The 11,640-nt window shown below is 70.5% G+C and carries 10 protein-coding genes and 1 pseudogene; all 11 read right to left on the bottom strand.

Features of this window, described 5'->3' with window-relative positions; genetic code table 11:
• Positions 1-370, bottom strand: a pseudogene (locus ACGF8A_RS31090) (glucose-6-phosphate isomerase); the annotation flags it as partial.
• A 169-nt stretch (positions 371-539) separates the two neighbouring features.
• Positions 540-875 (bottom strand): RNA polymerase-binding protein RbpA, encoded by a 336-nt coding sequence (locus ACGF8A_RS31085; protein ID WP_003957010.1) that lies wholly within the window; start codon positions 873-875, stop codon positions 540-542.
• A gap of 200 nt (positions 876-1,075) precedes the next feature.
• Positions 1,076-1,312: a preprotein translocase subunit SecG gene (gene secG, locus ACGF8A_RS31080; RefSeq protein WP_393113588.1), complete on the bottom strand. Its 237-nt coding sequence runs from the start codon at positions 1,310-1,312 to the stop codon at positions 1,076-1,078.
• Positions 1,313-1,430: 118 nt separating this feature from the next.
• The gene (gene tpiA, locus ACGF8A_RS31075; RefSeq protein WP_393113587.1) at positions 1,431-2,207 is read right to left on the bottom strand and encodes a triose-phosphate isomerase; all 777 of its coding nucleotides are present in this window, start codon (positions 2,205-2,207) and stop codon (positions 1,431-1,433) included.
• A gap of 2 nt (positions 2,208-2,209) precedes the next feature.
• Positions 2,210-3,421: a phosphoglycerate kinase gene (locus tag ACGF8A_RS31070; protein ID WP_393113586.1), complete on the bottom strand. Its 1,212-nt coding sequence runs from the start codon at positions 3,419-3,421 to the stop codon at positions 2,210-2,212.
• 128 nt (positions 3,422-3,549) lie between these two features.
• Positions 3,550-4,560 (bottom strand): type I glyceraldehyde-3-phosphate dehydrogenase, encoded by a 1,011-nt coding sequence (gap, locus tag ACGF8A_RS31065; protein WP_393113585.1) that lies wholly within the window; start codon positions 4,558-4,560, stop codon positions 3,550-3,552.
• A gap of 224 nt (positions 4,561-4,784) precedes the next feature.
• Entirely contained in the window at positions 4,785-7,736 is a 2,952-nt protein-coding gene (locus ACGF8A_RS31060) for a M14 family zinc carboxypeptidase (RefSeq protein ID WP_393113584.1), read from the bottom strand.
• A 193-nt stretch (positions 7,737-7,929) separates the two neighbouring features.
• Complete coding sequence (gene whiA, locus ACGF8A_RS31055; RefSeq protein ID WP_393113583.1) at positions 7,930-8,919, bottom strand: DNA-binding protein WhiA; 990 nt, start codon at positions 8,917-8,919, stop codon at positions 7,930-7,932.
• Positions 8,910-9,977: a uridine diphosphate-N-acetylglucosamine-binding protein YvcK gene (gene yvcK / locus ACGF8A_RS31050; RefSeq protein WP_393113582.1), complete on the bottom strand. Its 1,068-nt coding sequence runs from the start codon at positions 9,975-9,977 to the stop codon at positions 8,910-8,912. Before yvcK ends, whiA begins: the two co-directional genes overlap by 10 nt.
• Positions 9,974-10,990 (bottom strand): RNase adapter RapZ, encoded by a 1,017-nt coding sequence (gene rapZ, locus ACGF8A_RS31045; RefSeq protein WP_393113580.1) that lies wholly within the window; start codon positions 10,988-10,990, stop codon positions 9,974-9,976. Before rapZ ends, yvcK begins: the two co-directional genes overlap by 4 nt.
• Positions 10,987-11,640: helix-hairpin-helix domain-containing protein (locus tag ACGF8A_RS31040; protein WP_393113579.1), on the bottom strand; the 654-nt coding region annotated here is incomplete at its 5' end. The genes ACGF8A_RS31040 and rapZ, both read right to left, overlap by 4 nt.

Below are 11,640 nucleotides of genomic sequence, written 5' to 3'. Positions count from 1 at the left end.
CGTGCACACCCGGCACCACGTTCTCGCCGTCGACCTCGACCACCGCCTCCCGGGGCGCGCGCAGCGCGGTGTGCAGCACCGCCCGGTTCTCGGTGGTGTTGATCCTCTCGCCCCGGAACATCGCGTCCCGCAGCCCGAAGACATCCGTCGCGGCCGCCAGCTCACGCAGCAGCCGCAGCGTCTCGTCGGTGACGAGGTGCTTGGAGTAGTCGATGTGCAGGTCACCGACCTGGAGCGTGTAGCCGGAACCGCGCCCCGGGTCCGCCGCGAACAGATCCCGCAGATGGGTGTCCGCGAACTCCTCACGGTGCTTGGCCAGAGCGGTCCACTCGGGTGTCTGATTCAGCCTGGTACGGCCGTCTGCGTTCATGGTCCCAACCTAGTTGATCAGGGGTGGACGTGAGCTGTCGTCGCGTCGTCATGCCGTGCAACAACAGGTACGTCCACCGTGACCACAGGTGTCAGCCACCAGGGTGCCGACGGCCGTTGGACCAGGCAGATCCGGCCGGGCACCGCTCGGTGCCCGGCCGGGTCAACTTCTAGATCTCGCCCCGCAGTTTGGCGAGCGCCTCGGCGAGGATCGCCTCGCCGTCCGCGTCGCTGCGGCGCTCGCGCACATAGGCGAGGTGCGTCTTGTAGGGCTCGGTGCGCGGCGGGTCCGGGGGGTTGTCCCGGTCCTGACCGGCAGGGAAGCCGCAGCGCGGGCAGTCCCAGGTGTCGGGGACCTGCGCGTCGCTGGCGAAGCTGGGCTGCGTCTCGTGCCCGTTGGAGCACCAGAAGGAGATGCGCAGTCGGGGCGCGGACTCGCCCCGCTCGGCCTCGCCCATCGGCCCCGCCCCGACCCGGCTTCCTCGGATCGCGTTGCCACTTGCCACGGTCGTAACTCCCTGCGTGATGGTGCCGCAAAGCGAGTCGGCGTTTCGCTTCGCTGCGAGCGCCTCAGTCTACGTAAGGCCCAACGCGCGTCCAGTGATTGGAGTTACAACCCCCCACACGTAGACGCAAGCCCCATGATAGGCCGCGCTCAGCTGCGCGTACCGGACATGGGGCGTTACGTGCGAAACGCGTGGGCGGTTCAGCTGTTGATCTTCATCAGGACGCCCAGCACGATGATGCACGCGAGCCACATCAGACCGACCACCACGGTGATCCGGTCGAGGTTGCGCTCGGCGACGGAGGAGCCGCCGACGGACGACTGCATGCCGCCACCGAACATGTCGGAGAGGCCGCCGCCCTTCCCCTTGTGCATCAGCACCAGCAGCATCAGCAGCAGGCTGAAGACGATCAGGGCGATCGAGAACCCCAAAACCACGGCTGGACCAACTTCCTCGGAAACGGATGGACGACGGGGGCACGGCGTGACAGCCATGCCCCCGCAAGGGTACGACGGATCGTCGCTAGCGCCTACTCACTGATCGGCCCGGGGCCGCTCACTGGTCGCGGAAGCGCACGATCTTGACGAACTCGTCCGCGTCCAGCGAGGCGCCGCCGACCAGCGCGCCGTCGATGTCGGCCTGCGCCATGATCTCCGCGACGTTCCCGGACTTCACGGAGCCGCCGTACTGGATGCGGACCTTGTCGGCCACCTCCTGGGAGTACAGCTCGGCGATCTTGCCGCGGATGGCGGCGCAGACCTCCTGGGCGTCCTCGGCTCCGCAGACCTTGCCGGTGCCGATGGCCCACACCGGCTCGTAGGCGACCACGATCGTCTCGGCCTGCTCGGACGGGAGGTCCTTCAGACCGCCCTCGACCTGGGCCAGCGTGTGCGCGACGTGGTTGCCCGCCTCGCGCACCTCCAGCTCCTCACCGACGCACATGATCGGCGTGAGGTCGTGCTTGAAGGCCGCCTTGACCTTGGCGTTCACCAGCTCGTCGGTCTCGCCGTGGTACTGCCGGCGCTCGCTGTGGCCGACCGCCACGAAGGTGCACTTCAGCTTGGCCAGCATCGAGCCGGAGATCTCACCGGTGTACGCGCCGGAGTCGTGCGCCGAGAGGTCCTGCGCACCGTACTTGATCTTCAGCTTGTCGCCGTCGACCAGGGTCTGCACGGACCGGAGGTCGGTGAAGGGGGGCAGGACGGCGACCTCGACGGCCTCGTGGTCCTTGTCGGCCAGGGCGAAGGCGAGCTTCTGGACATGGGCGATGGCCTCGAGGTGGTTGAGGTTCATCTTCCAGTTGCCCGCCATCAGCGGCGTGCGCGTACTCACGGTCAGTCCTCCAGTGCGGCGAGGCCGGGGAGCGTCTTGCCCTCGAGGTATTCGAGGGAGGCGCCGCCACCGGTCGAGATGTGGCCGAATGCGGCCTCGTCGAAGCCCAGGGTCCGCACGGCGGCCGCGGAGTCGCCGCCGCCGACCACGGTGAAGCCCGGGGAGTCGATGAGTGCCTGGGCTACCGCCTTGGTGCCCTCGGCGTAGTCGGGGTGCTCGAAGACGCCCATGGGGCCGTTCCAGAAGACGGTGGCGGCGTCGGCGAGCTTCGATGCGTACAGCTTGCGGGTCTCCGGACCGATGTCGAGGCCCTCCTGGTCGGCCGGGATGGCGTCCGCGGCGACGGTCGTGGGGTTGGCCGGGGCCTTGGTCTTCAGGTCCGGGAACTCGGGGGCGACCAGGACGTCCACCGGGAGGACGAGCTCGACGCCGCTCTTCCCGGCCCGCTCCATGTACTCCTTGACGACCGGGATCTGGTCCTCCTGGAGCAGGGAGATGCCGACCTCGTAGCCCTTGGCCTTCAGGAAGGTGTACGCCATGCCGCCGCCGATGAGCAGGCGGTCGGCCTTGCCGAGCAGCTGGTCGATCACGGCGAGCTTGTCGGAGACCTTGGCGCCGCCGAGGGCGACGACGTAGGGCCGCTTGACGTCCTCGGTGAGCTTCTTCAGGACGCCGACCTCGGTGGCGATGAGGTGGCCGGCGTAGTGCGGCAGCCGGGCGGGGAGGTCGAAGACCGAGGCGTGCTTGCGGTGCACCGCGCCGAAGCCGTCACCGACGTAGACGTCGGCGAGGGCGGCGAGCCGGTCGGCGAAGGCGGCGCGCTCGGCGTCGTCCTTGCTCGTCTCCCCGGCGTTGAAACGCAGGTTCTCGATCACCGCGACCTGGCCGTCGGCGAGGGAGGCGACGGTGGCCTGCGCGGATTCTCCGACCGTGTCGCCGGCGAAGCGGACGTCCGCGCCGAGGAGTTCACCGAGCCGCGCGGCGGCCGGGGCGAGCGAGAAGGCGGGGTCCGGGGCACCCTTGGGGCGGCCCAGGTGCGAGGCGACGACCACGCGGGCGCCCGCCTCGGCAAGCGCCTTGACGGTGGGCAGCACGGCGCGGATGCGGCCGTCGTCGGTGATGGTGGTGCCGTCCAGCGGCACGTTGAGGTCGGCGCGGACGAAGACCCGCTTGCCGGCCACGCCATCCGAGAGAAGCTCGTCGATCGTCTTCATGAAGGGGCTCCTGGGAAGGGCTCTCGATACGAGTGGGCTGGTCGATCTGTACGCGAGTCAGGGCTCGGGCAACGCGGCGTGCGCTGCCCGAGCCCTGGTCTCACGTCGAGATGCCTGCGAAAAGCTGCTCAGAGCTGGTTGCCGACGAAGACCGTGAGGTCGACGAGGCGGTTCGCGTAGCCCCACTCGTTGTCGTACCAGCCGAGGATCTTCACCGAGTTGCCCTCCTGGACCATGGTCAGGGAGGAGTCGAAGGTGCACGAGGCCGGGTCGCCGACGATGTCCGAGGAGACGATCTCGTCCTCGGTGTAGGCGAGGTAGCCCTTGAGGTCGCCGTCGTCGGCGGCCTTCTTGAACGCGGCGTTGACCTCGTCCTTGGTGACCTCGCGCTGGAGCGTCACGACCAGGTCGGTGGCCGAGCCGGTCGGGACCGGGACGCGCATGGCGATGCCGTCCAGCTTGCCCTTGAGCTGCGGCAGGACCAGGGCGGTGGCCTTCGCGGCGCCCGTCGTGGTCGGGATGATGTTCTCGGCGGCGGCGCGGGCGCGGCGCAGGTCCTTGTGCGGGAAGTCCAGGATGCGCTGGTCGTTCGTGTACGCGTGGACCGTCGTCATCAGGCCCTTGACGATGCCGAAGTTCTCGTCGAGCACCTTCGCCATCGGCGCCACGCAGTTGGTGGTGCAGGAGGCGTTGGAGATGACGTGGTGGTTCGCCGGGTCGTACTTGTCCTGGTTGACGCCCATCACGATGGTGATGTCCTCGTCCTTGGCCGGGGCCGAGATGAGGACCTTCTTCGCGCCACCGGCGAGGTGCTTGGCGGCGTCTTCCTTCTTGGTGAAGATGCCGGTCGACTCGATGACGATGTCGACGCCCAGCTCGCCCCACGGGATGTCGGCGGGGTTGCGCTCGGAGAGCACCTTGATGGTGTGGCCGTCCACGGTGATGGTGTCGGCGGTGTGCGTCACCTCGTGCTTGAGGCGGCCCAGGATGGTGTCGTACTTGAGCAGGTGAGCGGTGGTCGCGGTGTCACCCAGGTCGTTGACAGCCACGATCTCGATGTCAGCACCCTGCTCCAGCAGCGCGCGGAAGTAGTTACGACCGATGCGGCCAAAGCCGTTGATGCCTACGCGGATCGTCACGAACCGATCTCCTCGTTGGTACGCCGGCCGTTGATGCCGGCGAGCTGTATGGGATGTCCCCGACCGCCTACGACCCTACCTCCCCGCGGCCCCTGGAGTGACATCGAGACGGCCCATACACGGCAGGGCGGTCCGTACCCGCCAGTAGGGGTACGGACCGCCCCGGCCGTGCGGCCGGATCACCCGATATGACTACGGATGGTGGGCGGTCGTTGACCTGGTGTTCAGCGGTCGAGCGCGGCGAGCGCCTCTCCGATCAGGGCCCGGCGGTCCGCCGCGGAGGTGACGTGTTCCAGGCCGAAACCGAGCAGGACCGTGTCGTCCGTGGTGACCGCTCCATATGTCTTGAACAGTTCCCCGGACAGACCCCAGTCCGCGACCACCGCCGGGCTGCCCGCGGGCGGGCCGGGGGTGGTCCAGGCGCCGAGCGAGGTCTCGAAGCCGTCGGCCGGCCCCGCCGCGCCTTCGATGACGACGGTGGCGTTGTCGGCGAGGACTCCGTGACCGCCGGAGCCGGGGTCGGTGATGTAGCTGAGGGAGACCTCCACCGTCTTCCCGGCGTAGGCGGAGAGGTCGAACTCCACCTGCTGCCAGCCGTCGGCGGCACCGGTGAAGCTGTTCCAGGAGCCGCTGGTCCCGGAGGGCGTGCAGCCGTCCGCACCGAGGGTCAGATACCGCTTGAGCGCGGGGTGCGCCTGGAGGAAGAAGCCGGCCTCGCACTCGGTGGGCACGGCGGTGCCGGTGGAGCCGCCCTTGTCCGGGAGCGTGGTCCAGTCGTCGGCCCCCGCCGTGCGCGCCTCCAGCACGGCGTGGTCGTAGCCGGCCTCGGTGTCCCACAGCAGCCGGGTGCGAAGGGCCGGGGCGTCGGCCGCGCTCACCGAGGTGAGGTCGACCGTACGGGTCAGGCGGCTCCAGGCGTAGTCGGAGTGCGTGACGGCCGCCATGGACGCGCCCTCGAACGGCCCGTAGGGGTTGACCGTCCCCGGGTACTGGCCCGCTCCCGCGCTCTCGAACTGCGGGAAGGTCTCCACGGGCAGGGTGTCGGAGGTGACCCCGAACGAACCGGCCGTGTTCAGCGGGTTGCCGGGCGCGTCGCCGAGCGGGGCCGTGAGGCCGCCGAGGGCGCCGCTTCCGGTGAAGCCGGTGACGGCAGGGAGGGACGTACGGCTGTAGGCGCCGAGGTAGTACTGGCTGAAGTCGTTCGACAGGGTGCCCCCGCCGAGGTCGACCGAACCGCCGGCCGTCTCGCCCGCCTCGATCAGCCTGCCGCCCTCGTTGAGGAAGGCGCGCAGCTGGAGCTGGGTGGCGACGCCCGGGCGGACGGCGCCTGTGTAGTGGACCACCGTGTCGAAGTGCGTCAGCACACCGAGCGCGTCCGGGGCGCCCTGGGTGGCGACGTCCCAGACCACGGCCCGCTCCCCGTTGGCCCTCAGCGCGTCGACGTACTTCTGCGCGTGGGTCGCGGGCGCGCCCTCCTCGGCGACCACGAGCACGTCGGCACGCGGCCGCTGGGCGATCGTGTAGGTGAAGTGCTCGCTCCCGGTGCGCTTGCCGGACCGCCTCTCGCCGGTGAACCAGACCTCGACCTCGTCCCCGGGCACGCCGTCGGCCACCTTCGCCCGGTACTCGTCGAAGTGGAGGTTGTCCTCACCGCCGTACGTCTCGCCGCCCTTCCAGGGCCTCAGCCGCATGTCGTGCGTACGGCCGCCGTTGACGCGGTACTTGAGCTCCTTGTCGCGCACCGACTTGCGGGCGACGACGGAGACCTCCTGGTCCGCGCCGCGCGAGTACGACGTCGTGAACGGCGCCGGTGTGAAGTCGGGGGCGTCGACGCCGACGGAGGAGCGCGGCCGGTCCGGGCGGGCGGCGGACTCGGCGACCGAGAGCGCGAACGGCACGTTCTTCACGAACTCCTGCTGGATCAGCTTCTCGTCGTCCGGGAAGGTGAAGATCGACTCGCAGTCGGCCGGGTTCCAGGCGTCGTCCGGGTCGACGTTCGACACGGTCTGGCAGGTGGACATCTCCGGGGTGAACATCGCCGTGCCGTGGATGTTCGCCGCGTGGCCGTCCGCCTCGCCGTTGGTGGTGTACAGCTCGGAGGAGAGCTGCGGATGGTAGCCCGGGATCGCGGAGTTGTCCGGCGTACCGGCCAGGGACTTGTAGAGGACGTCGTCGGGGGTCGGTGTGGCGACCTGCCATCCGACGCCGTACAGCAGCAGTTCTGCGGCGGAGTGGTAGTTGATGCCGTACTCGAAGCCGATCCGCCGTTCGAAGGCGTCCAGTGCCTTCGTCTCGGGCTCGGAGTTCGGTCCGGGGCCGCGGTAGGTCTGGCTGGTCGGGTACGGGGACGAACCCTCGTCGTCGTAGCCCCACTTGTAGGCGAAGTTGCGGTTGAGGTCGACGCCGTCGCCGATGGTGTGGGCGCCGTCGCCGTTGTTGTCGCGCATGTTCTTGCGCCACTGGCGGTCGCCGTCGGGGTGGTGCGTCCAGTCGTAGCCGTCCGGGTTGGCGGACAGCACGAACCACAGTTCGGTGGTGTCGACGATCTTCTTGACGCGCTTGTCGGTGGCGTAGTTGTCGAGATAGTGGTGCATCAGCCGCCGGGTCATCTCCGGGGTGATCCACTCGCGCGCGTGCTGGTTGGAGAGGTAGAGGACGGAGGGCTTGGCACCGTCCTTCGTCCGCTTGGCGTTCTTGGTGAGCTTCAGGGCGAGGATGTCCTGGCCCTGGAGGGTCTTGCCGAGGGAGACGACCTTGGTCAGGGACGGGTGCTCCCGGCCGGTCCTGAGGATCTCTTCCTTGAGGTTGCCCCTGCCGCTGTACGGCCGGAAGACCCCGTCGCCCGCGGCCGCCACGCGCGCGCGTGCCTGCGCCGAGAGCTTGTGCTCCGTCAGGTCGACGCCCTGCCGCTCCAGCTTCCGGGCCTGCTTGTCGGTGAGGTAGACCTCGACGGTGGCGGTGCCCTTGTCGGGGATCTGCTCACCGAGTTCGTGGCTGTCCTGTCCGGTGGCGAGCAGCAGCGGCACCTGCTGCCTGGTGACGTCGGCGCGGAAGACCTTGACCTCTTCGGTGTCCGGTTCGGACGCCTTGTCGTCGGCCAGTGCCGAGGGTGCCAGGGTGAGGCCGCCCAGCAGGAGCGCGCCGGCGGCGAGGATCGATCTCGCTCTTCGTCTCATGAGCCCCCCTTGCGGTGGTTCGCCACAGTGGCGAATGGATGCCAGGTTCATGACAGATCATGGTCAAGTCAAGAGTGCCTCAAGGGCGTTGAGGGCGGCGGGCCGCGGCTGCCCGGGCGCCGGGTGGGGCCGTCGTGACGCCGGTGCCGGGCCTGCGGGAGCAGGGGTCGGCACCGGTGTGTCCGACGCGGCGTCACCCGGCGAGATTGTCCGCCAGTTCCTCGCTGAGGTTCGCCTCCGTGCCCGGGATGCCCAGGTCCGACGCCCGCTTGTCGGCCATCGCCAGCAGGCGGCGGATACGGCCCGCGACGGCGTCCTTGGTCAGCGGCGGGTCGGCGAGCGCGCCCAGCTCCTCCAGCGAGGCCTGCTTGTGCTCCATGCGCAGCCGGCCGGCGGCCGCGAGGTGCTCGGGGACGTCGTCGGCGAGGATCTCCAGCGCGCGCTGCACCCGGGCCCCGGCGGCGACCGCAGCGCGGGCGGAGCGCCGCAGGTTGGCGTCGTCGAAGTTGGCGAGCCGGTTGGCGGTGGCCCGCACCTCGCGGCGCATCCGCCGCTCCTCCCAGGCCAGCACCGACTCATGGGCACCGAGACGGGTCAGCAGCGCGCCGATCGCGTCACCGTCGCGGACCACGACCCGGTCCACGCCGCGCACCTCGCGGGCCTTCGCGGCGATCGACAGCCGGCGCGCGGCGCCGACCAGGGCGAGCGCCGCCTCGGGTCCCGGGCAGGTCACCTCGAGGGAGGAACTGCGGCCGGGCTCGGTGAGCGAACCGTGCGCCAGGAAGGCCCCGCGCCAGGCGGCCTCCGCGTCGCAGGTGGCCCCCGAGACCACCTGCGGCGGCAGACCCCGGATCGGACGGCCCCGGCCGTCGACCAGGCCCGTCTGGCGGGCCAGCTGGTCGCCACCGGCGACGACCCGGACGACGTAGCGCGAGCCGCGCCGCAGGCCGCCCGGAGCCATCACGATCAGCTCCGAGCTGTGCCCGAAGATCTCCAGGATGTCCCGCTTGAGCCGCCGGGCGGCCATCGAGGTGTCCAGCTCCGCCTCGATCACGATGCGCCCGCTGACCAGGTGGAGGCCGCCGGCGAACCGCAGAATGGCGGAGACCTCCGCCTTCCTGCAGCAGGTCCGGGTGACGGGGAGCCGGGAGATCTCGTCCTTCACCGCTGCCGTCATCGCCATGGGCCGATCCTTCCATGCATCCGAAAAATACGGTCGTACGCGGCGGCCAGCAGCTCCGGGTCGTGCCGCGGAGTTCCGTCCGTCCGGGCCACCGGCGCCAGCTCGACCGCGGCCCCGAAACGCTTGGCGGCGTCGGTCAGTGAGTCGCGGTCGGGCACGGCGGCCTCGTCGGCCAGCACCACGTCCAGGGCGAGTTTAGGGGCGTGTCGTCCCAAAACCTCCAAATGACGCTGCGGGGAGAAGCCTTCGGTTTCTCCGGGCTGCGGGGCGAGGTTCAGCGACAGTACCCGGCGTGCCTTCGTCTCCGAGAGGGCGTCCAGCAGTTCGGGGACGAGCAGGTGCGGGATGACCGAGGAGAACCAGGAGCCGGGCCCGAGCACCACCCAGTCCGCGTCCAGGACCGCCGCGACGGCCTCCGGGACGGCGGGCGGGTCGTTGGGCACCAGATGCACGGACTGCACCTCGCCCGGGGTGAGGGCGACGGTCGCCTGCCCGCGCACGGTGTCGATGTCGTCGGGCCGCTCCCGGTCGTGCCCCTTCACCAGCGCCTGGAGCTGCAGCGGCACGGCGGACATGGGCAGCACGCGCCCGTGCGCACCGAGCAGCTTGCCGACCAGGTCGAGGGCGAGGACGTGGTCGCCGAGCTGCTCCCACAGGGCGACGATCAGCAGGTTGCCGACCGCATGGCCGTGCATCTCGCCGCCGGACTGGAAGCGGTGCTGGATGACCCGGGCCCAGGTCTGGCCCCAGTCGTCGTCACCGCACAGCGCGGCGAGCGCCTTGCGCAGATCGCCGGGCGGCAGCACGCCCAACTCGTCGCGGAGCCGGCCGCTGGAACCGCCGTCGTCGGCCACGGTGACGACGGCGGTGAGGTCACCGGTGATCCGGCGCAGCGCGGCGAGCGAGGCGGACAGCCCCATGCCGCCGCCGAGGGCGACCACCTTGGGCTGGGTGCCCCGGCGGCGGGCCCGGCCCCCCCGGGGCTCGGTGAGCCGGCCGCCACGCCCCTCGGGGGTGGCCTTGCGCAGCCGGCTCAGCCGCAACGTACGTCCCGTCATTCCCGTCCCATGTCCCGGTGCACGACCACCGTCTCCACACCCTCGGCCGCCAGGCGCGCGGCGAGCTTCTCCGACATCGCGACCGAGCGGTGCTTGCCGCCGGTGCAGCCGACCGCGATGGTCACGTACCGCTTGCCCTCGCGCCGGTAGCCGGTCGCGATCAGCTGGAGAAGCTCCGCGTACCGGTCGAGGAACTCCTTGGCGCCGGGCTGGTTGAAGACGTAGCCCGACACCTCCTCGTTGAGGCCGGTGAACGGGCGCAGCTCCGGCACCCAGTGCGGGTTGGGCAGGAAGCGGCAGTCGACGACCAGGTCGGCGTCGACCGGCAGGCCGTACTTGTAGCCGAAGGACATGACGGTGGCCCGCAGCTCCGGCTCCTCCTCGCCCGCGAACTGGGCGTCCATCTTGGCGCGAAGCTCGTGCACGTTCAGGCTGGAGGTGTCGATCACCAGGTCGGCGTCGCCGCGCAGCTCGCGCAGCAGTTCACGCTCGGCGGCGATGCCGTCGACGATCCGGCCGTCGCCCTGGAGGGGGTGCGGGCGGCGCACCGACTCGAAGCGGCGCACCAGGGCCTCGTCGGACGACTCCAGGAAGACGATCCGCCGGGTCACGCCCCTGGTGTCGAGGTCGGCGAGGGACTCGCGCAGATTGTCGAAGAAGCGCCGGCCGCGTACGTCGACGACGACGGCGATCCGCGCCACGTTGCCCTGCGAGCGGGCACCGAGCTCCACCATGGTGGGGATCAGCGCGGGCGGGAGGTTGTCGACCACGAACCAGCCGAGGTCCTCCAGGCACTTCGCCGCCGTCGAGCGTCCGGCTCCGGACATGCCCGAGATGATCACCAGTTCGGGGATGGCCGCCTCCGTGGCACCGCCGGCCTCGCCGGCCGTACCCGCCTGCGCTCCCTCGTCCTGCGGCGCGTCCCGCCGCGTGCGGTCCTCGTCGGTCACCGTGCGGGCTTCCTCGGGTTCCTGATCTCGCCGGTCCGTGTACTGCTTCTCGTGCTCGGTCATCTCTCCTGCCCCCGTCGCTCGTCCGGGGCACCCGTGGGCACGGGCTCCCCTGGAGCACCCGCCGTCGTCCCGGGTGCGCCGTCTTCCACGTCATCCATGATCTCTCCAGTCGCCGTGTTCACGGCGGGTGCGGCCGGGGCCGTCCGGGCGAGAGCCACGGCGATCGCCTCGGCCGTCTTGCGGCCTATGCCCGGAACCTCACAGATCTGGTCGATTGTCGCGGATCGAAGCCTCTTCACCGAACCGAAGTGCTTGATCAGCGCCTGTTTGCGTGTCTCGCCCAGCCCGGGGACGTCGTCCAGGGGGCTGGAGCGGATGCGCTTGGCGCGCTTGCTGCGCTGGTAGGTGATGGCGAACCGGTGTGCCTCGTCGCGCACGCGTTGCAGCAGGTAGAGGCCCTCGCTGGTACGGGGCAGGACGACGGGGTCGTCGTCGCCGGGCAGCCAGACCTCCTCCAGGCGCTTGGCGAGGCCGCACACGGCGATGTCGTCGATGCCCAGCTCGTCCAGGGCCCGCTGGGCGGCCGCGACCTGCGGCTGACCGCCGTCGACGACGACCAGCTGCGGCGGGTAGGCGAAGCGCCTGGGCCGGCCGTCGTCCTCGGTGAGACTGCTGGCGAGGGGGGCGTCGGGGAAGGCGCCTTCGGCCGC

Origin of the sequence: Streptomyces sp. NPDC047706, assembly GCF_043204795.1 — a bacterium.
GTDB lineage: Bacteria > Actinomycetota > Actinomycetes > Streptomycetales > Streptomycetaceae > Streptomyces.
The sequence above is the reverse complement of the archived record's forward strand: the minus strand, read 5'-3'. Positions and strand labels throughout refer to the sequence as shown.

Excerpts from the sequence above, each read along its gene's own strand:
- whiA (WP_393113583.1), bottom strand. The coding sequence starts at position 8,919 with ATGGCGATGACGGCAGCGGTGAAGGACGAGATCTCCCGGCTCCCCGTC.
- ACGF8A_RS31070 (WP_393113586.1), bottom strand. The coding sequence starts at position 3,421 with ATGAAGACGATCGACGAGCTTCTCTCGGATGGCGTGGCCGGCAAGCGG.
- rapZ (WP_393113580.1), bottom strand. The coding sequence starts at position 10,990 with ATGACCGAGCACGAGAAGCAGTACACGGACCGGCGAGATCAGGAACCC.
- ACGF8A_RS31060 (WP_393113584.1), bottom strand. The coding sequence starts at position 7,736 with ATGAGACGAAGAGCGAGATCGATCCTCGCCGCCGGCGCGCTCCTGCTG.
- yvcK (WP_393113582.1), bottom strand. The coding sequence starts at position 9,977 with ATGACGGGACGTACGTTGCGGCTGAGCCGGCTGCGCAAGGCCACCCCC.